The 22,408-nt window shown below is 44.3% G+C and carries 23 protein-coding genes; 9 read left to right on the top strand and 14 right to left on the bottom strand.

The window, feature by feature from the left end; genetic code table 11:
* Positions 1-21: 21 nt before the first annotated feature.
* On the bottom strand, positions 22-792 hold the full coding sequence (locus ACMXYS_RS08825) for a biotin/lipoate A/B protein ligase family protein (RefSeq protein WP_415896283.1): 771 nt from the start codon (positions 790-792) through the stop codon (positions 22-24).
* An 88-nt stretch (positions 793-880) separates the two neighbouring features.
* On the opposite strand from ACMXYS_RS08825, the gene ACMXYS_RS08820 reads away from it, so the two are divergent.
* The 3 genes from ACMXYS_RS08820 to ACMXYS_RS08810 are packed head-to-tail and all read left to right on the top strand — an operon-like array spanning position 881 to position 2,145.
* Positions 881-1,270 carry a YkgJ family cysteine cluster protein gene (locus tag ACMXYS_RS08820; protein WP_415881348.1) on the top strand — a complete coding sequence of 130 codons (390 nt, stop codon included), beginning with the start codon at positions 881-883 and terminating at the stop codon, positions 1,268-1,270.
* Positions 1,271-1,278: 8 nt separating this feature from the next.
* Complete coding sequence (locus ACMXYS_RS08815) at positions 1,279-1,920, top strand: glutathione S-transferase (protein WP_415881347.1); 642 nt, start codon at positions 1,279-1,281, stop codon at positions 1,918-1,920.
* A gap of 12 nt (positions 1,921-1,932) precedes the next feature.
* The gene (locus ACMXYS_RS08810) at positions 1,933-2,145 is read left to right on the top strand and encodes a hypothetical protein (RefSeq protein WP_415881346.1); all 213 of its coding nucleotides are present in this window, start codon (positions 1,933-1,935) and stop codon (positions 2,143-2,145) included.
* A 54-nt stretch (positions 2,146-2,199) separates the two neighbouring features.
* Here ACMXYS_RS08810 and ACMXYS_RS08805 read toward each other — a convergent pair whose 3' ends face one another.
* Positions 2,200-3,000 (bottom strand): ion transporter, encoded by an 801-nt coding sequence (locus tag ACMXYS_RS08805; protein WP_415881345.1) that lies wholly within the window; start codon positions 2,998-3,000, stop codon positions 2,200-2,202.
* A gap of 240 nt (positions 3,001-3,240) precedes the next feature.
* On the opposite strand from ACMXYS_RS08805, the gene ACMXYS_RS08800 reads away from it, so the two are divergent.
* A complete protein-coding gene (locus tag ACMXYS_RS08800) occupies positions 3,241-3,747 on the top strand; it encodes a YqhA family protein (RefSeq protein ID WP_415881344.1) in 507 nt (168 codons plus the stop codon).
* Between the two features lie 28 nt (positions 3,748-3,775).
* On the opposite strand, the gene rarD is transcribed toward ACMXYS_RS08800, so the two are convergent.
* Both rarD and ACMXYS_RS08790 read right to left on the bottom strand, forming a co-directional pair.
* On the bottom strand, positions 3,776-4,714 hold the full coding sequence (gene rarD / locus ACMXYS_RS08795; protein ID WP_415896282.1) for an EamA family transporter RarD: 939 nt from the start codon (positions 4,712-4,714) through the stop codon (positions 3,776-3,778).
* 6 nt (positions 4,715-4,720) lie between these two features.
* Positions 4,721-5,734, bottom strand: coding sequence for a hypothetical protein (locus ACMXYS_RS08790; protein ID WP_415881342.1), 1,014 nt, complete (start codon positions 5,732-5,734; stop codon positions 4,721-4,723).
* Between the two features lie 146 nt (positions 5,735-5,880).
* Between ACMXYS_RS08790 and ACMXYS_RS08785 the strand changes: the two genes are divergently transcribed.
* Positions 5,881-6,354, top strand: coding sequence for an Lrp/AsnC family transcriptional regulator (locus ACMXYS_RS08785; protein WP_415881341.1), 474 nt, complete (start codon positions 5,881-5,883; stop codon positions 6,352-6,354).
* 188 nt (positions 6,355-6,542) lie between these two features.
* Here ACMXYS_RS08785 and ACMXYS_RS08780 read toward each other — a convergent pair whose 3' ends face one another.
* The 8 genes from ACMXYS_RS08780 to ACMXYS_RS08745 all read right to left on the bottom strand — a co-directional run bounded on the left by ACMXYS_RS08780 (position 6,543) and on the right by ACMXYS_RS08745 (position 14,841).
* On the bottom strand, positions 6,543-7,496 hold the full coding sequence (locus ACMXYS_RS08780; RefSeq protein WP_415881340.1) for a formate dehydrogenase subunit gamma: 954 nt from the start codon (positions 7,494-7,496) through the stop codon (positions 6,543-6,545).
* 56 nt (positions 7,497-7,552) lie between these two features.
* Complete coding sequence (gene fdh3B / locus ACMXYS_RS08775; protein ID WP_415881339.1) at positions 7,553-8,158, bottom strand: formate dehydrogenase FDH3 subunit beta; 606 nt, start codon at positions 8,156-8,158, stop codon at positions 7,553-7,555.
* Between the two features lie 13 nt (positions 8,159-8,171).
* Complete coding sequence (locus ACMXYS_RS08770; RefSeq protein WP_415881338.1) at positions 8,172-11,036, bottom strand: molybdopterin-dependent oxidoreductase; 2,865 nt, start codon at positions 11,034-11,036, stop codon at positions 8,172-8,174.
* Positions 11,037-11,056: 20 nt separating this feature from the next.
* Entirely contained in the window at positions 11,057-11,260 is a 204-nt protein-coding gene (locus ACMXYS_RS08765) for a hypothetical protein (protein WP_415881337.1), read from the bottom strand.
* Positions 11,261-11,311: 51 nt separating this feature from the next.
* The gene (locus ACMXYS_RS08760; RefSeq protein ID WP_415881336.1) at positions 11,312-11,944 is read right to left on the bottom strand and encodes a TorD/DmsD family molecular chaperone; all 633 of its coding nucleotides are present in this window, start codon (positions 11,942-11,944) and stop codon (positions 11,312-11,314) included.
* A 10-nt stretch (positions 11,945-11,954) separates the two neighbouring features.
* Positions 11,955-13,625 (bottom strand): 4Fe-4S binding protein, encoded by a 1,671-nt coding sequence (locus ACMXYS_RS08755; protein WP_415896281.1) that lies wholly within the window; start codon positions 13,623-13,625, stop codon positions 11,955-11,957.
* Positions 13,626-13,889: 264 nt separating this feature from the next.
* Positions 13,890-14,408, bottom strand: a complete 519-nt coding sequence (locus ACMXYS_RS08750) for a DUF3306 domain-containing protein (RefSeq protein ID WP_415881334.1) — start codon at positions 14,406-14,408, stop codon at positions 13,890-13,892.
* Positions 14,398-14,841 (bottom strand): DUF3305 domain-containing protein, encoded by a 444-nt coding sequence (locus ACMXYS_RS08745; RefSeq protein WP_415881333.1) that lies wholly within the window; start codon positions 14,839-14,841, stop codon positions 14,398-14,400. The genes ACMXYS_RS08750 and ACMXYS_RS08745 overlap by 11 nt, the downstream gene beginning before the upstream one ends.
* Before the next feature lie 326 nt (positions 14,842-15,167).
* Here ACMXYS_RS08745 and fdhD point away from each other — a divergent pair, with 326 nt between their 5' ends.
* A complete protein-coding gene (gene fdhD, locus ACMXYS_RS08740; protein ID WP_415894317.1) occupies positions 15,168-16,022 on the top strand; it encodes a formate dehydrogenase accessory sulfurtransferase FdhD in 855 nt (284 codons plus the stop codon).
* A 1-nt stretch (position 16,023) separates the two neighbouring features.
* Positions 16,024-16,932, top strand: a complete 909-nt coding sequence (locus tag ACMXYS_RS08735; RefSeq protein ID WP_415881331.1) for a substrate-binding domain-containing protein — start codon at positions 16,024-16,026, stop codon at positions 16,930-16,932.
* Here ACMXYS_RS08735 and ACMXYS_RS08730 read toward each other — a convergent pair.
* On the bottom strand, positions 16,929-19,055 hold the full coding sequence (locus ACMXYS_RS08730; RefSeq protein ID WP_415896280.1) for a cache domain-containing protein: 2,127 nt from the start codon (positions 19,053-19,055) through the stop codon (positions 16,929-16,931). The genes ACMXYS_RS08735 and ACMXYS_RS08730 overlap by 4 nt on opposite strands.
* A complete protein-coding gene (locus tag ACMXYS_RS08725) occupies positions 19,052-20,437 on the bottom strand; it encodes a sigma-54-dependent transcriptional regulator (protein WP_415896279.1) in 1,386 nt (461 codons plus the stop codon). The genes ACMXYS_RS08730 and ACMXYS_RS08725 overlap by 4 nt, the downstream gene beginning before the upstream one ends.
* A gap of 357 nt (positions 20,438-20,794) precedes the next feature.
* Here ACMXYS_RS08725 and ACMXYS_RS08720 point away from each other — a divergent pair, with 357 nt between their 5' ends.
* Positions 20,795-21,622, top strand: a complete 828-nt coding sequence (locus tag ACMXYS_RS08720; protein WP_415881328.1) for a substrate-binding domain-containing protein — start codon at positions 20,795-20,797, stop codon at positions 21,620-21,622.
* A 77-nt stretch (positions 21,623-21,699) separates the two neighbouring features.
* Positions 21,700-22,401: an ABC transporter permease gene (locus tag ACMXYS_RS08715; RefSeq protein WP_415896278.1), complete on the top strand. Its 702-nt coding sequence runs from the start codon at positions 21,700-21,702 to the stop codon at positions 22,399-22,401.
* The last annotated feature ends 7 nt before the right edge of the window (positions 22,402-22,408 follow it).

Genomic DNA, 22,408 nt, shown 5'->3' with positions numbered 1-22,408 from the left:
TTATTGATTGTGATTATTAAATTAGCGTGACAAGGTCAGTTTTTTTAACTCTTCAATCATCAGTCCTCGGATATAGGTAGTAAATTGTTCAGGTTGCTGTGCACGGTCAACAAGATCAATAAGGCTGGTTGCGACCTCAGGTTTAAAGCGGCGATCATTTCCAGCCAGTTGGTAAAAGCGATTCACCCAATGGGTGCCATTAGCCGAGTCAACATCTACCATCAGCATCGCTTGTGCTAGGACTCCTTGCTTTACATTTTTGTTGTTAGGCGGTGACAACATGATTTTTTGTGCTGTGCCAGTAATCTTCAGCCCATCAACATTGAGATTGTAACGGCCATCGCAATAAGAGCCTTCGGTGCAGCCATAATCTGCCTTGAGTCCGATCTTTGATAGTGCGCGTTTAATAGGTTCGCATAGGGCGATATAAACCATATCTAAATTAAAAGCCTGATCTGTACGCTGCGGAAATATTATGGCTAGGTTGATAATGCCTTGTTGCAGCGGAACTGCGGTGCCGCCACTATCACGGACGATAACGGGCCAATGTTCTTGTTCGAGTTGTTTGCAGGCTTGATCAAAGTTTGGGAATCGAGTTTCCTTCCTAGTGGCAACTAGGCATTGGGTTGTTTCCCAAATGCGTGCGGTTGCACCCCGTTTAGTTTGTGCAACCTCTTTTAATAAGGCGAAATCTTGTTCAAGAGCTTGTATAGGGTTGCAGCAGATAGGCTCATCGATAATTCGCCATCTTTTTTGTTGGGTGAAAATATCTGTAAAACTGGTTTCAGACATTAAAGCTCCGAATAAACAATTAGGGGTTGTTCATGCATTTGATAATGCTATGATCGCCCTCAAATTTATAGCACGCTGATTAATCTAAATGAACAAAACAATTCCAGCAGCCAACGTAGATAACTTGAGTACTTGGGTGAAGTATAAGAGTAGTCACTGCGATTCTTGCAGAGGCACTTGCTGTAGCTTGCCTGTAGAGGTTCGCTTTAGTGATTTAGTAAGAATGGGTGTAGTGGATGAGTTCGAGGCAGGTGAGCCTGCGAAGCGTTTAGCGAAGCGTTTGATGAAAGAGGGTGTGGTAGGGCACTTTAATCATAAATCAGAGATTTACACACTATCGCGCTATGCTAATGATGATTGTATCTATCTAGATCAAAAAACAAGATTGTGTACTATCTATCTACAACGCCCTGATACATGTAGAAATCACCCTAAGGTTGGTCCTAAGCCGGGTTTCTGTGCTTATCAGCCAAAATAGAGCAGAATATGAATCGACCAATCCTATATTCATTTCGTCGCTGTCCCTATGCAATCAGAGCGCGTCTAGCAATTGAGCAATCCGGTGTTGAAGTTGAGCTCAGAGAGATCGTGCTACGAGATAAACCAGAACATATGCTGGAAATCTCACCTAAAGGAACGGTTCCAGTTCTATTGCTTCCTGATGGAACAGTGATAGATGAAAGCTTAGAAATCATGCATTGGGCATTGGCTCAGAATGATTGTGACGCTTGGCATGATGCCGATAGCAAACAGATTGATCAATTGATCGAAGCAAATGATTATGAGTTTAAAGGCTGGTTGGATAAGTACAAATACTCTGATCGCCACCCAGAGCATTCGCAGACCTATTACCGTAATAAATGTGAGTTATGGTTGGTTCAGCTAGAAGAGCTTTTACAACAGCACAGTGGATCGCTACTGGCGGGTGGAAAATCATTAGCCGATTATGCGCTTTTACCGTTCATTCGGCAGTTTGCGCATGTAAATCTCGATTGGTTTAAAGCTGCAGATTATCCGCATGTGCAAAGTTGGTTATCAGATTTTAAAGAATCAGATCTCTTTCTTGGTGTTATGAAGAAATATAAACCATGGAAAGAATCACAAGAGTTAATCGTGTTTCCAGAATAGATGTCTTACGAAATGGACAAGGATGCTATGACCCTAAGTTATAAACGAAAAAACAAACTAAAGCCTACGACTGCTGAAGAAAAAGCTGAAAATCTTGGTCAGGCAGTATCGACATTATGTGATCCTAACAACCAAGCATGGTGTGAGGCATGTAAGGATTTATTGCTGCAAGATAACCTGGTTGAAAGTGAGTGCGTTTTTCGTAAAGAAAGTACGGAAAGTTAGCCGCAGTTTTAGGCTTTAAATAAAAGGGGAGCCAAATGGCTCCCCTTGTCGTTTTTACTGTTTCTCTTTAATGAGCTGCTTTAGCTCTTCGATCTGTTTAGAAAGGTCTTCGATGGTTAAATCGCCATCAGCCAGTGCTTTCTCTTTGGCTTCTTCTGCGTGCTCATTTTCCATTACATTTACAACGATACCGATTACCATGTTTAGGAACGCAAATGTAGTTAGGAAGATAAAAGTTAAGTAGAAAATCCAGCTAAATGAATAAACAGACATGGTTTCATACATAACATCCGTCCAATCTTCGAATGTCATAACCCTAAATAGCGTGAGCATCGAGATTGAGATGTCTCCCCAAAGTGTCGGGTTAATATGGGCAAAGAATGAAGCACCGATTGCTGCATAGATATAGAAGATGATGAACATCAACAGGATAACGTAACCAAGCTGCGGCAGAGCTTTAATTAGAGAGTTAAGGAGCAAGCGTAGCTCAGGCACCATAGATACCATTCGTAATACACGGAAGATACGGATCAGTCGGCCGATCAGTGCCATTTCACTGTCTTGGATTGGTATCAAGCTGACGACAACGATAATCGTGTCAAAGACGTTCCAAGGGTTCTTAAAAAAGTTCTTTTTATCCGGTTCACCGATAAAGCGTACTGTTATCTCAACTAGGAAGAATAGAGTGATACCTGTATCAAGCCAGCTAATAAGCGTTAACACATGATCAGGAATATCGTAGGTCTTTGCGCCAATAACCAAGGCAGAAAAGATGATAACTGCCACAACAAAGAATTCAAATATACGATTGTTCCGGAGTTTAAAGAATTTATCCTGAAGGGTTAGTGTGCTCATGGTGACTTAAACTCGAGTAAATAATTCAGCGTGAACTTTACTGTTGTTTGGCAAGGTTGAATAGATCTTTTAGTGAAAAAAATGTCGTTCTTTTGTGAGTCATTAGGTGATGCTATCAGTATCATATTTATCAGGCGGTTGGATGATAAAAACGGTCCTGAAGGAGCGTTTTTAATTCAATTACCATGTGAAATACTTGCGCAAATTTTCAGAATTGCACCTTAAAAAAGGAGTTAGGTGATGAGAAAGGTTGAGCAAGGATTATGGTCATTAAGATGGATTATGCTTTTGACCGTTTTTTCTGTAATGGCCGGTGCATTGTTGCTGGTGGGCTTTGTGATTTATGACTTTGTCCACTTAGCACAAGTAGCCTTCTCAGAGGGTATTGGTTTGAATGCGCGTACCGAGCTGTTAATGATCCTTATTGAAATCATTGACCAGGCCTTGATGGCCGGCGTGATGTTGATGTTTGGTTTCGGTATCTACGAAATTTTTATTAGTAAGATGAATGTGGAGGGTGGTAGTAGTCAGCGGCCGAAGTTGCTGGTTATTGAGAGTATTGATCAGCTCAAAGGTAAATTGGGTGCTATGGTCATCATGATGCTAATTGTTAAGTTTCTATCTTTAAGTACAGAGATGGAAATATCAGAACCGTCAGATCTTCTTATGTATGCAGCATCAGTGGCTTTACTCGGTTTAGCGTTGTTCTTAACTAATGCCAAAATGAAAGACAAACAAGCTAAATAGAACACATTCACCAAGGCTAGGCGTTGTCCTAGCCTTGAGTACTCTCTTCTGTTTTAGGCGTTATCAGATCCTGCTTTTTGCGTTGTTGCACGAGTACGCCTTCCACACTAAATATTGCCAAAGCAATCCAGATCATCACAAACGTGATGAGTCGATCTTGATCCATGGGTTCGTTGTAATAAAACACCGCAATAAGAAAAGCGATGCTTGGGCCTATATATTGGAGTAGGCCAACCATGGTAAGACTTAATCTTCTAGCGCCAGCGGCAAATGCTATCAAAGGTAAGCTGGTAACCAGCCCTGCAGCCAGCAACAACACTTGTACCTCTGTAGAGCCATTTAGCAGTACAAAATTATTTTGTGAACTAAGCCAAATCATATAAACCAAGGCCATTGGAAATAGCCATAAAGTCTCAACTAATAGGCCTGTGATTGAGTCTATCGGGATCTTCTTTCTTAAGACACTATAGATAGAAAAGCTGGTGGCTAGCGTCAGTGCTACCCAGGGTAGTTCACCAATTAAAATGATTTGGTAAAGCACTGCAACAGCGGCAATGGCAACAGCGATTAATTGTAAGAAACGAAGTCTTTCCGAAAATATAAAGAATCCAAAGACTATATTTATCAATGGGTTAATAAAATAACCTAGGGTTGTTTCAACAATTCTTTGTTCGGAGACCGCCCATATAAATACTAGCCAGTTAATAGAAATAACTAATGCTGACAGGCCTAGGCTGAGCAAAATTTTAGGGTTGTTTCTGAGTGCAGCAAGTTCACTGAGCTTACCTTTAAGTAAAAGGAAAAGCCCCAGGAAAACCACAGACCAAACTACTCGATGTGCTAAGACTTCAAATGCTGGTACGTCATCGACCGCTTTAAAATAAACCGGTACAAGCCCCCACATAAGAAACGCGGCGACAGCATAGTAAATACCTTTTTGGTGCTCGCTGGCTCTCAGATTCTGCATATCAAATTACTGTTTTAGGCTTTGGGTATTAGGCAGCGATACGTCTCTAAATAGAAAACGTTGTTGAAAGCTATCGCTGGTTAAAGAGACTAAGCGGGTTAGTAGACTGATGAGTAGAATGCTGAAAATAAGCCTAGCCCACAGAATTCCAGAAAGATCAGCCCCCATAGTCATGATAAGTAAGGTGTCTTCGATTAAGCTGTGGCACAGACTAAGTAAGCAAAGGGCTGAAAAGCAGTCTCTAGGGCTAACATTGCCACTTTCTGCTTCACGGATAAGCAAACCGCCGCCAAACGACAAGCCTAGAGTCACACCGACGATCGCCAGAGATGTGGCTTTCTTGCTGATGCCCATAAACCTTAAAAAAGGTTGTAGCAGCCAAATCATTAAGCGTTCTATGTGTAGCCAGCGGAGCAGCTTTAGAAGTGTGAGCAGTGCTGTGACTATCACCACGATCATAGCAAGGCTTTGTAGTTGGGTGAGTATCCAGTTAATCAGGCTTGGATCAGTAGCTTCAGGTTGCCACAACAGTTCGACAGGTGCGTTAAGCCAGTCACCTGCTGAATAGGTCAGATTAAGCAGAGCACCTAAAATAAGTGCGCCAACAAAGCGTAAAAGAAAGGCAAATATAAGGCGCATACCCGCTTTCTGAGTGATTCGTAATTCTAGCGGTAGGCCATGAGCGACAAGGAGCATCGTGCCGAGAACTGTAACTTGGGCAACACTGAGATTCTCTTGAGGCGCTGTTTGAAAGAAAATAACTAAGCCTGCGTAGATATTGGTCAACATGGTGGTCGCCCAGACGATGCCCATGGACTCGGGTAAGCCTACAAATAGCATTAATGGTTCTAACGCAGCGCTGATGTAAGGAATTGCGCCAATCTCTTCCAGGATCTTTACAGCAATGATGATAGGTATGGTTAGCTTGAATAGTAGTAAGCAGACGGCATAGATCTCACGGCCAAGATCGGGCAGTGTTATGTTTAAAAGATCATGTGTACTGACTGGCTTAATCATCATCGGAATACTTCAGTAGATTGAATTAGCTATTTTAATTAAGCTTGTGAAAATAAAATTAGAAAAATTATCTTAGAAATTAATATAAATTTTGTTTTTGCGAATTTTTTCTAATTTAATTACAAAAAAATCTTAATGAGTGGAATCTAATGGATGTTCAATTAGATCGTATCGATCGTCATATCCTTAAATGTCTGCAGGTGGATAATCGAATAAGTAACCAAGCGCTGGCTGAGGAGGTAGGCTTGTCGCCACCTGCGTGCTTGCGACGGGTTAAACAGTTACGTGAGCAGGGCATCATTATGGCCGATGTGGCCATAGTGAACCCGAGGGCTTTAGGTAAGGTGCTGAATATTATCGTAGAGGTTGAGATGATCCGAGACTCTATCGATGTTCATGACATGTTTATGCGCAAAATGCAAGACGCCACAGAGGTTACTCAGTGTTACCAAGTGACGGGTGATATCGATTTTGTATTGGTCATTATGGTGCCGGATATGGAAGCATACGAGGCGTTTGCTCGTCGTGATTTAGCCAGTGATCCAAATCTTAGAAAATTTCGTTCGTTAATCTCATTGCGTAGAAACAAGTTCACAACAGAAGTAGATGTAGATCATCTTTAAGTGCTTACAGAAGAGAGTATTTAACTAGAGTTAGAGCAGACACAAAAAAGCCGGCTTGGATAAGCCGGCAAAAGAAGCACGTTTGTCAGGGTATGTACAAACGTTATGGTGAAGATAGTGATGTGCCTTTTATTAAGGGTTGTACAGCTAAATAAAAGGCACCGGGTAAGAGATATTACAACCAGGAATTAACTATCCTGTTTGCCTTTAACCTCTTCGTACCATAGATCGTGATGTTGTTTAGCCCAGGTTTCATCAACGTAACCTGTCTTCATGCCTTCCAGTGCACCTTCAGTACCTACCGTACCGATATAGATGTGACCAAAAGAACCAACAATCAGAATCAAAGAACCAGCAGCATGTAGTAAGTTGGCAATCTGCATAGTTTCACGAACTTGACCGAAGTTTTGGAAATCCAAAACCAGGCCACTACCGCAAACAACAATACCAACGATTGTTAGAAGCCAGAACCAAACTTTTTCACCGCCATTCATGTATCCAGCACTAGGGTGCGCATTACCAATAATGCCGCCACCTTTTAGGAACCAGATTAGATCTGTACGGTTAAAGAAGTTATGTTTGATCCAGCGAACAATCATAAACAATAGGCCAATAACAAAGATCGGACCTAAGTAGTTATGCGCTAGCTTGCAAAGCATAATGTAGCTTGCCCACAACGAATCACCCATGGCCGCTCTTAAGAAGAACTTCCCGTAAAGGATGCTCAAACCAGAGATCGCTAAGATGATAAACAGGATAGCCACAGTCCAATGGTTTGCTCGATCTAATCGTTTCCAGCGCTCAATAAGCTGACCAGAACGAGGGTGATCAAGTTTTTTCTGACCAACGATTAGGTAGAAAATTGCAAGGACAGCAAGGGTGCCGCCAATAGCGTAAGCACCTGCAGGTGTAACCCATTGGTTACGCCAGTGGCGCCATTCTTCACCTTTCACATTGATCAATTGACCTGCTTCTCGTGCTTGAACTTGAGTGCGACCTTCTTCAGCTTCCTTCACTACTTGCCAATAGTCAGCGCCAGCAAAGCCAGCAACTTTGGCATCTGAAGGTACTGCTTGAGCAAAGCCTGAAAAAAGCAGCGCAATCAGCAAAACAATTCGAGATGGCAAAATAAAGCGGAGCATAATGTCCCCTCTAGTCAATGTGCCGGGAGCAAGCTCCCGGCAACCTGTTGGGTTTATCAGACTTTCTGAGTTGCGTCGTAAGACAGATCTTCTTCTGTCATAGACCAAGCACCGTCGTTGTGACCACGGTAGATCACACGCTCACGGAAGATGTCAGAAACGTCGTTGGCATCACCAGCAAGTAGGGCTTTTGTAGAGCACATCTCTGCACATAGTGGCAGTTTACCCTCAGCAATACGGTTAGCACCGTACTTCGCTTTCTCTTCAGGGCTGTTGTCCTCTTCTGGGCCGCCTGCACAGAATGTACATTTGTCCATCTTGCCACGCTCACCGAAAGCAGCGTCGCTAGGGAACTGTGGTGCGCCAAATGGGCAAGCGTATAAGCAGTAACCACAACCAATACATAGGTCTTTGTTATGCAATACGATGCCGTCGTCTGTCTGATAGAAACAGTCAGTAGGGCAGACCGCCATACATGGAGCATCAGAACAATGCATGCATGCTACGGAGATCGAAGTTTCACCCGGCTCACCATCGTTGATAGTTACAACGCGGCGACGGTTGATACCCCATTCCACTTCATTTGCGTTTTTACATGCTGTAACACAGCCGTTGCATTCGATACAACGCTTGGAGTCACAGAGGAATTTCATTCTAGCCATTGTCTGTTACTCCTTACGCAGTAGCTTTCTGAACGCGACACAAGGTAACCTTAGTTTCCTGCATCTGTGTAACTGGGTCATAACCGTAAGTGGTAGCAGTGTTAGCTGCTTCACCTACTACATAAGGTGCTGCACCTTCTGGGTACTTATCAGTTAGATCTTTACCCTGGAACTTACCACCGAAGTGGAACGGCATGAATGCAACGCCTTGTTCTACACGGCGTGTAACAAGTGCTTTAACAAGAACTTTACCGCCTTCAGCGCCTTCTACCCATACATCTTCGCCATCTTTAAAGCCAAGAGTATTTGCATCAGCCGGGTGTACTTCAACAAACATGTCTTGTTGTAGTTCAGCAAGCCATGGATTAGAACGCGTCTCTTCACCACCACCTTCATACTCAACCAGACGACCGGAAGTAAGAATGATTGGGTACTCTTTAGAAAGATCTTTGTCCTGAATAGACTTGTACATAGTCGGTAGACGGTACATGGACTCAGAGTCATCCCAAGTTGGGTACTTGCTTACTAGGTCACGACGAGTCGTGTATAGCGGTTCACGGTGTAGAGGTACTTTGTCTGGGAATGTCCAAACAACTGCACGTGCTTTCGCGTTACCGAATGGAGAACAGCCGTGAGCGATAGCAACACGTTGGATACCACCAGAAAGGTCGGTCTTCCAGTTTTTGCCTTCAGCCAGTTTCTTCTCTTCAGCAGTTAGGTCATCCCACCAGCCAAGCTTCTTAAGAAGTTTGTCAGTGAATTCTGGGTAACCATCTTTAATTTCAGAACCTTTACCGAAAGAGCCTTCAGCAAGTAGGTTAACGCCGTCACGTTCAACACCGAAGCGAGCACGGAAGGTCAAACCACCTTCAGCTACAGATTTGCTTGTATCGTAAAGGATTGGTGTGCCAGGGTGGCCCTGCTCAGCAGTACCCCAACATGGCCATGGCATACCGTAGTATTCGCCATTCGCTGGACCGCCTTCGCCTGCAAGAGTGTCATAGTTAAACGTGTGCCAGTTTTTCTGGTGTAGTTTAAGACGCTCAGGGCTCTGACCTGTGTAACCGATAGTCCACATGCCTTTGTTGAATTCACGTGTGATGTCTTCAACTACAGGCTGGCCGTTTTGGATAGCGATGTTTTTGAACAGTTGCTTCTCGAAACCAAACTTCTTAGCGAACAAGTACATGATTTCGTGGTCAGGTTTAGATTCGAATAGAGGTTCGATAACCTGGTCACGCCACTGTAGAGAACGGTTTGAAGCTGTAACAGAACCGTAAGTCTCGAACTGAGTACATGCAGGGATCAGGTAAACGCCATCTTTACGATCAGACATTACCGCAGCATGAGTTGGGTAAGGATCAACGATTACTAGGGTATCTAGTTTTTCGATCGCTTTTTTCATTTCTGGACCACGAGTCTGGGAGTTCACAGCGTGACCCCAAGCAACCATAACGCGAACGTTATCGTTCTGATCCATCAAGTTTTTATCTTCTAGAACACCGTCAATCCAACGAGAAACTGGAATACCTTTGTTGTTCATAGGTTTCAGTTTACGGTGAACTTTCTGGTCGAAGCGGCTTTGCATCCACTCGAAATCTACGTCCCAAACTTTTGACCAGTGCTTCCAAGCACCATCAGAAAGACCATAGTAACCAGGTAGGGTGTGAGATAGTACGCCAAGGTCAGTAGCACCCTGTACGTTATCGTGGCCACGGAAGATGTTAGTACCGCCACCAGATGTACCCATGTTACCTAGGGCAAGCATCAAGATGCAGTAAGCACGAGTATTGTTGTTACCCGTAGTATGCTGAGTACCACCCATACACCAGATAACAGTACCTGGACGGTTTTCAGCTAGCTCTTTAGCTGCGCGGCGCATTTGTGCTTCTTTAACACCAGTAACACTTTCAACTTCTTCTGGTGTCCAGTTTTTCACTTCTGCACGAACTTCGTCCATGCCGTATACGCGCTGTTGGATAAACTGCTTGTCTTCCCAACCGTTCTCAAAGATGTGCCACAGTAGGCCCCAGATGAACGCAACGTCAGAGCCTGGGCGAATGCGGATGTATTCGTTCGCATGAGCTGCAGTACGAGTGAAACGAGGGTCAACACAGATGATGTGTGCCTTGTTGCGCTCTTTAGCACGGAAGATGTGCTGTAGAGAAACAGGGTGAGCTTCAGCTGGGTTAGAACCAATTAGCAAAATGGATTTTGCGAAGTGGATATCGTTGAATGAGTTTGTCATCGCACCGTAACCCCAAGTGTTTGCTACACCGGCTACAGTTGTTGAGTGACAGATACGCGCCTGGTGGTCTACGTTGTTAGTACCCCACATCGCTGCGTATTTACGGAATAAGTAAGCTTGTTCGTTGCTGAATTTAGCCGAACCCAACCAGTAGACTGAATCTGGGCCAGATTCTTTACGAACCTGTAGCATTTTGTCACCAACTTCGTTGATAGCGTCTTCCCAGGAGATTTTCTTCCATTTGCCATCAACAAGCTTCATTGGGTATTTCAAACGACGGTCACCGTGACCGTGCTCACGTAGGGCAGCACCTTTAGCGCAGTGTGCACCTGCGTTGAATGGGTGGTCGAATGCTGGCTCTTGACCAGTCCAAACACCGTTTTGTACTTCAGCATAAACACCGCAACCTACAGAGCAGTGTGAACAGATAGTACGTTTTACTTCTGTAGGTGCACCTGGAGCTACAGTTGCAGCTTCAGCCTGCTTCATCATGCCTGGTGCCATGATGCCTGCAGTCGCAACACCACCCGCTGCTACACCTGAATTCTTCAGGAAGCGACGGCGGCTCAAACCTAGACCGGTTGCCTTCGACGGAGCCGCAGGCTGATCGGATTTTTTCGTTAGTCTCATTTCCTCACCTCTTGCGGCTATCAGTTACGACAAGTTTCGTAAAAGTTACGAACGTGCTCAGTTTCTTTGTAACCGGAACCTTCCTGTTTCTCACCTGATTCAGCAGTAGTAACTTTTGCTTGCGCAGTGCCCGCTACGGCAACTGCACCAGCGGCAGTACCCGCTAATCCAAGTTTCTTCAAGAAGCCGCGGCGGCCTGTGTTAGGCTTTTCTTGCTGGCTCATTTTGTTTCTCCGCATCAACGTCGACAGATTTTGTCTGTCTTTGCCCTGTTTTTATTGTTTTCCGCCCTCACGTGCGGCAGGTGATAACTGCAGGTACCAGTTATCTTCCTGTTGCATAAACGCATGACCTAACAAGCCAACCGCAGTATAAAAAACGGCAGTTTTTGCGCTCTGCAAATCTGTAAAAAACTTTTCTGCCCAGGTTTGGATATGTTTCTGCCAAAACTGGTGTTGTACTTCATAACCACGACCTGTGCGGATCAGCATGCTCATCACTTCACATAGCGCCGCAATGTGGTCTTCTGGTTCTTTCACGTTTTCTTGGCGTTCAAAACCAAGAATTTCGAGATCTTCACGTAGGAAGGCAAGTGGCTTTTCCATTAGGGAGCCGGTTAAGTACCAGCACGCAAATGGCATTAACTCACCACGTCCTACACCGATAAAAAGTTGGGTGTATTCATCTTCTAATTGAGATGGCTCAGAGTGCTTCGCAGCAAGAGCAAGAGTGCTCCATGCACGAGCCATTGGTGTGTCTTCATCTTGATCTGATTCAAGCTCTTTTAACCAAGCAAGTAGGTCAGCTTCAGGCTGTTTGCGTAGCATTGTTGCTAGTAGTGCGTAAATGTCTGCGCGAAGCTCATCTGTTTCTTGTAGAGCAGGGGCTGCATTGATCATATTAGTCATATCCTGCTCCTTACAGTTCTAGTTGCTTTTCAGGGTTAGCGGTCAGATCGGTGTAGATGTCATTTACACGACAGTCTTCACACATCTTTAATCGTTGAATGGCATCGCCTTGGAAGAATCGATGTGAGCTCAATTTCTCGATCATCTTGTCAACAGTGCGTTTAGGCGCAAATGGCTTACCGCAAGAGATGCATTCAAATGCTTCGTCTGTATGGATCTGAACAGGGATTGCGCGTTCAGCTTTCAGATTTAGCTGTGTAACAAGCTCAATTGCATTTTCAGGACATGCGCTTTCGCACATGCCGCATTGCACGCAGCTTTGTTCACGGAAATTAAGGGCCGGCATTTCTCCGCCATCAGTCAGAGATTGGGTGGGACAGACGGCAACGCAAGACAGGCACAAAGTACAGCTTGAGCTGTTTACGTTGACCTGACCGAAAGGAGCGCCCGCCGGCAAGGCAATATAATCTTGGTTTGCAGTTTCGCCATGCTCAGTTAAATGCTCTAGAGCAACGAACAATGCTTCACGCTTATTTGTCTCAGCCACGACTGCAATAGTCGGGATGTTGCGGTAAGACGAAGCAGATTGGGCGTTAGGCAGATCATCTTGTGTGATTAGTTTAATCTGCTCAGTAGAGTAGCCTAACCCTTCAAGCATAGCGTGGGTTGTTTTTAATTCACGTTTAAGCAGATCGCGAACCATATCAGGGACATTAGGTGTATCTAGCAGTAATACTTGCTGTGCACCAGAGGCTAAACTAACTAACCAGCTTTCCTGTCCTGCTGCTGCCACTTCTTCTAGTGAAACAGGTAGAACATTGTCAGAAAGAAGTTCTGGTTGGTTGGCAATGATCTCAGCTCCAACTTCATGATCATGGATTAGAATCGTTGGTGCTGTGCCGCCGTTATTCTGATAAGTAGAAATCAATCGGTGCAAATAATTATGCAGCATCACCGGTTGAGGTAATGCGTAAGAGATCGCTCCTGTAGGGCAGGCTGTAGCACAACCCCCAGCACCATGGCACATATGAGGATTGATCTCGATTAAATCTTTAAAAGAGGTAATCGCATCCGCAGGGCAAACATCCAAACAGCGAGTACAGCCCGTTTGACCGCGATTACTGTGTGCGCAGATGTCGTTATTAATTTGGAAGTAACGAGGCTTTTCAAATTCACCAATGTAGTTCGGTAGCTCTTCGATGACTTCAGAAAATGTGCTGCTTTCAGGTGAAACGTGGAAGTAGCCTGCAGGCGTTAGATCTGTGGTGAATAGAGACTCTTGGCCTAAATTTAAAATCAGATCAAAGCAGTTTTTATTCTGAGCAATCTTTGCGAAATTTTCGTTATTACCCTGATGATCGATAGTAACTTGAAACTGACCTAGGAAACCTTTGATCTGGTTAAGTTTCGCAGTGTGAACTTTAAGCTCAGGCGATGCGTCAATTGCGCGTTGTAGGTGATCAGTATCAGTATTGCTAATTGGGTCGGTAGCAAGAAGAGTGATGCTTGCCATGCCGGACAGTTGTGCTGCAGCTAAACGAATAGTGTCCTCGGCACCCGTAATCAATAAGTGACCGTAGGTGCTGTAAGTTACTGTCGCAGGCGCTAGGTTCTGCGGAAAAGATACTTGTTTTATCGCCAAATCACGTGCTTTGGCGTTTACACTCTGCTCTGTCGTCATTCTCTACCTCACTGACTGAAATAGGGTGCATTCTGTCGATGCTTTAGTCTCTATTTCAGGGGCGACTCAAACGTTTAGGTTTTTCGTCACAATTTGTTGTTTATATAAAGCAATCGGAGAACCAGTTTTTGGCTGTAAAAATTCCCCTAAAGCGCATTTAGGTCTGTCGTTTTTGTTTTTCTTAGGTCGGGGTGGGACAAAGTGTCTCTATGAGTCAAAAAGAGTTGAGTCATTCCGACTCTTTGTCCTAAGTTGCTGAAAAAATTAGCATTCAAGATCGGCATCGCCTAAGTCATCAGAATCGTCTAGATCACTAAAGTCGTGGCTTTCGACCTTGGTCGTATCGCTGATACTCTCTTGATCTTCTTCGGTCTCGCCGCTAACGCCTTCTTTAAATCCTTCTTCGGCTTCCTCGATTTTTTCATCGGCCCAACTTCGAAGTTTAGAAACAACTTCTTGGGTAAGTGCAGGCATTTTGCTGAAATCTTCATCGTAATCGTTAAGGCCATCACGAATGTTGAACTCAGGTAATCTGAATAGTTTTCTTAGGGCGAGATTACGAAGTTCTTCTGATACACCAGGTGAAAAAAACTGCTCGAAATTGGAGTCGTTATCCAGTGATTCAATATCTGGCATATCTTCATCGGTTAGAGGTGGTAACTCTTCGGTATCAACAGTTTCATCTGAAAGAGAGGCTTCTGTTTGAGATTCTTCTATTGGCTCAGCTTGCTGCTCAGCTTTACGTTGTGACCAGCGAGAAAAAAATGATTGGTTATCGCTCACTGCTACGTCCCTTGCCTTTTTTCTTCTTTTTACCGCAATCGATTAGTTCACCGTGTATGCCTAGGTAGGTGTCTATCCAGCATTGAACGGCCTGCGGCATCGCAACTTCTAACATCTTATGTTCGCCATCCATAAAAGAAGCAGCGTCGTCTTGGCTAGCTGTTATGTGGATTGGCGTTAATGCGTTGTCCATCTCGTCTTCATTGCATAAGACAAAGAGGTGTGGTTGCTGAGAGTCTAAGTTAAAGCGATAGGCTGTTCGTTCATCTTTGTGAAGATCTAAATCAAGGTGGAAGAAGTCAGGCTTATCGTCTTGATGAGGCTCAATGGCATCTATCTGCCAGCGTTCTGTATCCCAGCCGTTAACTTCAATGCTTTCAACTGAAAGAGAAACTTGAAGTGGCCAGTTATCTGTTGTTTTTGTTGCAGACATTTTTTGTCTTCCGTCGTGGGGAATTCTCCTTTGTAGTTCTGCAAACTACGGGCCATCTCTTTATTTAATAGCTGTTGAGCGTGAATAGGTGGGCTTAGAGGTGCTTAATGCGCAAATGCTATGACAATTATTCCCATGTTTATAAAGAGTTGGGACAAAATGACCCACTAATAATGACCTAGTACTTACTGGAAGCAGAGTTAAATGTATTAATTGGTAGAAAATATAAGGTTATCGCAAGGTAGGAACGTAAATTGCTACTAAGGAGAGAAAGTTACGAAGAAGATGGCGTGACGCTGTATTAATAGAGTTGGAATATGCAAAACGTGTCAGAAATCATAATAAGTAATGCATCTGCGCAGCTTACTCACGAAGTAGAGGCGATCGACGAACAAGGACGTGTTCGACAGGTTCAAATTGCCTGTGAACGCCCATTAACGATTTATCTAAATAAAAGAGAGATTGTTACCTTAATGACTTTGGGTGGTGATCCTGAAGCGTTAGTCCTTGGTTATCTTCGAAATCAGGGCTTTATACATTCTCTATCTGATCTTAAAGCAATACAGGTAGATTGGGATGTTGAAGCAGCCGCTGTTGTAACCCATGGCGAACCTGAAGGCTTGGAGGAAAAGCTTCAGCAGCGCACAGTGACTAGTGGTTGTGGTCAAGGCACGATGTTTGGCAGCGTAATGGAAAAGCTTGAGGAGGTTAGATTACCTGAAGTAACGATTAAGCAAAGTACTGTTTATGCGCTGTTAGATAACCTTAATAAGCATAACGATACCTATAAGAACGCGGGTGCAGTACATGGTTGTGCTATCTGCGAAGGTGACCAAGTGGTTTCTTTTATTGAAGATGTTGGTCGTCACAATGCAGTCGATACACTTGCTGGGCGTATGTGGCTTCAAGGAATAGATACCGATAATAAGATTTTCTACACAACGGGTCGCTTAACATCTGAGATGGTTATTAAAGTTGCGCAGATGGGGATTCCTGTATTGCTGTCTCGCTCAGGTGTAACCCAGATGGGTTTAGAGTTGGCCAGAGAGCTGGGTATCACGATGTTGGCTCGAGCCAAAGGTAAGCATTTTCTACAGTTTAGTGGTAATGCATCATTGATCAGAGATGTGCAGTTACCGCCTAAGCAAAATTCTGTTAAGCAAGCAAGAACGGAGGCATAAGATGAGTGATATGTCTCAAGCGTTTATGAATGTTAAGCAGCTGGCTGATTATTTGCACCTGAACGAGAAAAAAGTGTATGCAATGGCTGCTGAGGGTGAGATTCCTGCAACTAAACTGACTGGTAAATGGTTGTTCCCCAAGTCACTGGTAGATCGCTGGTTATTGGAGAGCTGCCATAGTGGCATGATGGCTGATCGATTGCTGCTATCTGGTAGTGATGATCCTTTATTGCAGGCAGCAGCTAATAGATTGACGCAACATCTCAGAACTAAAGCGTTATTTAGTTATACGGTAACGGGTACAAAGCTTGGATTAGAGCTTCTTGCCCAGGGGCATGCTGATGCCTGTGCGATTCATTGGGGGCGCGCCGAAGAAAGCGATGTCCGACATCCTGCGCTGTTACAACAGTTCTCGCAATCTAAGCATTGGATTTTGGTTCATTTGTTTAACCGCAGCCAAGGTTTGATTATGCGACCGATGGACCTCGAACGCTTACAAGACCCAAATGAGGCACTGGATTACAGTACTCGCTGGGTGACTCGTCAAGAAGGAGCCGGTTCGCAGCGATTTTTGAATGAATGGTTGGCTGGTCATGCTTTCCCGCAGGATCAGCTGACTGTAGGAAGTGTAGCTTTCTCGGAACGAGAAGTAGCGTCTTTAATTGCAAAGGGTGAAGCTGACATAGGTCCAGGTACATTGAGTGCGGCAAGAGAGTTTGGGCTTGGCTTTATCCCAGTGTGCGATGAAAGCTTTGACTTAGTTGTTCCGCGGAATGTCTATTTCCGGAACTTACTGCAAAACCTATTCGAATTCCTTCAGAGTCCAGAGGGTCTATCCTTAGCTCAGCGCCTTCAAGGTTATGATTTAAGTCGATGCGGTCGCCTCATTTGGAGTTCAGATCCAGGCTAAGCGTTCATAGCGCGCCTATTGGTTCTTTCTGCGGCTGCAAGGCCATCCAGAATGCCTTCGACACCGCCATCCCCCGTGGGGTTGGCGGTTTTTAGTAGATGGACTTTGAACATGGTTCCAAGCTCTTCTTCAGAGCGGACGGTAATGTCGCCACCATGCCGGCGAATGATGCCGTAACTTACAGATAAACCAAGTCCTGTACCACTTTTTTTAGTCGTAAAGAATGGATCAAATATACGTTCTAGATGTTCTTCGGAAATGCCTTTCCCCTGATCTATAACACTAATGGTTGCGCCTTTAACTTCTCCATCCTCAATCCAATCATCAGTTTGAATAGTTACTACACCTGGGCCTTCTAGTGCGTGGGAGGCGTTGAGTATTAGGTTAACCAGAACTTGCTGTACTTGCTGGCAGTTAACTTCAATAGGACAGGTTGCATGATAATTTCGCTCTACGACCACTTGCTGTTTCTCAAGCGCATGGGAAACTAGCTGCAAAGTATCGTCGCTAATACTGTTTAACTGTAAATGTTCGTATTGCTCTAAGTACTGACCGGGTCGACTGTACTGCAGTAGGTTGTTAATTAGGGATCTTATCCGATATACCTGCTCAATAACCATGTCTACTTCATCCTGAGCGGGTTTAACGGCATCACCGAGCTCTGCGACCAATAGATCCATATTTCCAAGGATTACCGCTGCTGGGTTATTAATTTCGTGAGCAATACCTGCAGTAAGCTCACCCAATACAGCCAGCTTTTCTTTATCAAGAAGCTGCTTTCGGGTGCTTTTTAGTAGCTTGATATGCTGCTTGAGCGCATCCGTACGGTTTTTTAATGAGCGAGTTCTTTTTTCAACTGTAATCTCTAGCTGATCATTGGCTTGTCTGATCTGTTTCTCGCGCTCTTCAATTAGATCAAGCATGACATCAAACTGTTCGGCTAGCTCAACTAATTCATCGGCTGCTTCAAGTTGCCCGATACGATGGTCGGTTTCGCCGTTACGAATATCCGTTACCACTTTGTGGATTTTATTAAGTGGGCGGATAATAAGTTGAGTCTTTTTGAAAACAAGGACGGCAGAGACCAGCATGATCAAGGCGATAAGAGAGGCGGATTCTATTAGTGTCTTGTAATAAATCTTGGTAAAGGGGGCCTCTGTAAAACCAGCATAGATCATCCCGATTTTCTTGTTGTTGAAATCAAGTAGTGGCTTATAAGCAGAGATGTACCAATCGTTGACTACGAAGGCTCTATTTATCCATGTGTCACCTTTGCGTAAAACTTCTTTCCTAACTTCCGCTGATACCCGTGTTCCGATTGCTCGTTGCTTTAACGTCAGAGGGGTAGAGGATTTGAATGATTCCCTTTCTTGGGGAACATTGGTGCTGATTCGAACGTCATCGAGAAAAAGGGTAACAGTTCCAATTCCGCCTTCTGGTAAGGTGCCGTCTCCGTAAACCAGATCTCGAATGGTATCTACGGCATCGGTGGTATTGTTGAGAATGGTGCCTGAATCTAAAACGCCGATTAACTGTCCAAAATCATCTGTGATTGGCACGAGTGCGCGAAGCACCATAGAGCGGTCTTCAACGGTTCTATTGCTTGGGATGGCGCGGGGGGTGTCTATTAAATTGATGTGCGCTTTATCGCCTAATCCCATATTGATTTGATCAAGTTCGTCTTTATGTATTACTGCTAACCCGGTTAAATTTTCTTTTAATAACAGGCGTTTAGAGAGGTTTTGTAGTGAGGGTTCTTGGGTGGCGTTTAGCTCTTGTGCATCAATGAATCGCAAGAAGTCTAAGGAGCGACTTTGGCGAATTGCGTGTAGCTGCCCTTGAAGGGCGTGACGGTTATTTTGCTGAAGGTTGGTTCTGAATTCGTAGCTATTACCAAGTTGCATCAAAATATTTTGATGCTCTTGTTGCATAAAATTAAGGGTGCCACTGGCTACAGAAAGGTCGGCACTAACCTTCATATAAAGTTGACGGTCGGTATAGCTGGTCGTCCAATAGGCCGCCATAATGGCAAAGCCTATTGCAGTTAACAGCAATGGTAGCAGAGTGAGTAATAGAAGTTTGTGTCTTAAGGTGCTGCTGAAATTATACCAACTGGATTTCATGCAGAGATCTCATCAACCGTTTCGTCCTGTTGAGCCCAAGCGGCCAATTTGCGATCTAGAGTTTTTCTGGATACGCCAAGCTCTCGGGCAGTGGAGGACTTGTTGCCAGAATGTTGTTCTAGGGTTAGCAGTATATGGTGCTTTTCAACCTCATCTAATGACCAGCCTGCAAAACTGCCACAAGCTTTAGGTTCGCTGCTATCTTGCTCTTTGAAGTAATCAGCGGGGAGCTTGCCTAATAAGATGCAGCGTTCAATTAGGTTTTTTAGTTCTCGAATATTGCCTGACCAGTTGTAAGCCTGCATGGCTTTAAGGTCATCATGAGTAAACGGGATAGGTGATAGGCCGAGTTCACGCGACAGCTTTACTGAAAAATGATGGATCAGATCTGGAAGGTCTTCACGGCGATCACGTAACGGTGGCAGGGTGATGCTGAGTACGTTCAAGCGGTAATACAGATCTTCGCGGAAGCGGTTCTCTGCTACTTCTTCTTTTAATTGGCGGTTGGTTGCAGCAATGATGCGTACATCAACGCTTGTTTCTTGCTCGCTCCCTACAGGTCTAACGGCTTTTTGTTCTAGAGCGCGCAAAAGTTTAGCCTGCATAAGCAGTGGGATTTCACCAACTTCGTCAAGAAAGAGAGTGCCGCCGCTAGCAAAATTAAATAGACCTTCACGAGCTTTGTTTGCGCCAGTGAAAGCGCCTTTGGTGTGTCCAAAAAGCTCGGCTTCCAAAAGATCAGGCGCAATAGCGCCACAGTTAACCGGTACGAATGGGCCGCTTCGATTGCTTAGCTGGTGCAGCATGCGTGCTGCTAGTTCTTTACCTGTACCTGTTTCGCCTTCAATTAGTACTGCTGAAGGGGTGTTGGCTACACGGTGGATGACGTCTAGTACTTGTTTAATCGCTGGTCCAGTTCCGATCATATCGGTCATAGGGAAAGCGTTATCAACTTCACGACGTAAGACGAAATTTGCTCTTTCCATAGCACGTTTGTCGAGGCAGCGATCAACAGCATTCATCATTTGTTCAAGGCGGAATGGCTTGAGTATAAAATCAGAAGCGCCAGCTCTGAGAGCCTGTATAGCAGTATCCAGATCAGCGTAGGCGGTCATGAATATGATATCACTGCTTCGGTTGGTATCTTCGAAGGCTTCATGCCATTCCATACCAGATCGGCCGGGCAGCTTAATATCAACGATTAAGAGATCAAAGTGGCAGCGTTTTCTGAGTTCTTCAGCTTCTTCAACACTACCTGCGGTTTCTACTAAGGCGAAGCGTTTTGCGAGAGCTTTTTGTAGGAAGCTTCTCATGCCAACTTCGTCATCAACAACCAATACTGATACTGCGGGAGCTTGCGTGCCTTGCAGAGGTGAATTCATTTCAACTCAAATCTCTAAAAATGACCGTGACGGTAATGTCTGGGAAAGGGATCCAATTCTATTGGACAATTTGACCCAGTCAATGTTTTGTGTGGTCATTATGACTCATAAACCTGAAAAGAGTGATAAGACTATTGTTTCATTTTTTCTCAGTTAGCCTAAAAGTTGCTGAATTATTAATCAAAATGACCTATTTTGGTGCGAAAAATAACGTTTTAAAGTCTAAAAATTAAGCTGATCTATATCATTGGCATTTAAATTGCTCTCTAGGGTGTCAGGCACGCTAAAACTGCCTGCACAGGGTGTGTGTGGCGCGTGTATTGGATAAATCATAATTATTAAATAAGGAATGAAGAGATGAAAAAGTGGATCGCGGCAGCCCTCTCCACAACTATTTTGGCGGCAACTTCAGTTACAGCGGTTGCTGAAGAACAAATTATCCGTCTTGCAACGACAACGAGTACGTATAATTCTGGTTTGTTAGACAAGTTGTTACCTGTATTCGAAAAGCAGCATGACGCTAAAGTACAAGTAATTGCTGTCGGCACAGGTAAGGCGTTGCGTATGGGTGTGGCAGGTGATGTTGATGTGGTTATGACTCACGCTCCTAAGGCCGAGCAGAAATTCGTAGATGGCGGTTTTGGTGTAAGCCCTAAAAGCGTTATGTATAACGATTTTGTAATCGTTGGCCCAGCAGCTGATCCAGCAAAAATTAAAGATTCTAATAATGTTGCAGATGCTTTAGCGTCCATCGCAAAAGTTAATGCAGATTTTATCTCTCGTGGTGACGACTCAGGAACACACAAAAAAGAGCTTTCTCTATGGGCAGCAACTTCTCAAGGAAAAGAGTTTGCTAACTATAAAGAAGTAGGTCAGGGCATGGGTAAAGTGCTTCAGATCGCTGATGAGCTTAATGGTTATACAATGACTGACCGCGGCACTTGGTTAGCTTATGAAGACCGCCTACAGCTGAAGCTTTTGGTTCAGGGTGACAAGCGTTTATTCAACCCGTACCAGATCATTCAGGTTAACCCAAAACTTCACAGTGGGTTAAATGTAAAAGGCGCTGAACAGCTTTCTAACTGGTTCGTATCTTCAGAAGGTCAAAAGATGATCAATGATTTCCGTATCAAAGGTAAAGCTTTGTTTCATGGTTCTGCACAAGCAGAAGTAGCTACTAAGTAAACTATTATTTAGTATGTCGCCTGTGAAGGCTAACTGATTGCTTTCACAGGCTCTTTTTCCTGATGTAGTAATAAATAATGCAAGATAATCTTTTAGAAACATCCATGTTGGCTCTGCAGTTATTGTTTAGTTTTGATGCAGATCTCTGGAATATCATTGGTGTTTCTTTTCGAGTTTCAATTACAGCGATCGCTATCGCAACGATACCCGCTATTTTAGTCGGTTTTTTATTGGCGATGTGTGACTTTAAAGGGCGTTCAATTGTAATTGCTCTTTTTAATGCGCTAATGGCAGTACCAACAGTAGTAGTAGGTCTGACTCTATATCTTATGTTGTCCCGTAGTGGGCCATTTGGGGATCTTCATCTGTTGTTTACCCAACCTGCCATGATTATTGGTCAGGTTATGCTCGCATTTCCGCTTTTGGTTTGTATGAGTCATTCTGCTTTTCAAGCCGTTGATAGAAGGGCTTGGGAAACTGCGCGAACATTAGGTGCAGGTTACACTTTTTCAATTATCACGATTATGCGTGAAGCAAGATTCGCTTTGCTTGCTGTCGTGGTAGCAGGTTTTGGTCGAATTATCTCAGAAGTTGGCTGTTCGATGATGGTCGGTGGCAACATTATGGGTTATACGCGAAACATACCTACAGCGATTGCGCTGGAAACGAGTAAAGGGATGTTCGCACAGGGCGTGGCGCTTGGTTTGGTCTTGTTGGTGCTGGCTCTTTTTTTGAATTTCACCTTGGCATCAGTGCGAGGCAAAGGTCAGGCCGTTTAACGGCTTG

This window comes from Neptuniibacter sp. QD57_21 (genome assembly GCF_047778075.1).
In the GTDB taxonomy this organism is placed as follows: domain Bacteria; phylum Pseudomonadota; class Gammaproteobacteria; order Pseudomonadales; family Balneatricaceae; genus Neptuniibacter.
This window is presented reverse-complemented; position numbering and strand designations above follow the sequence as displayed.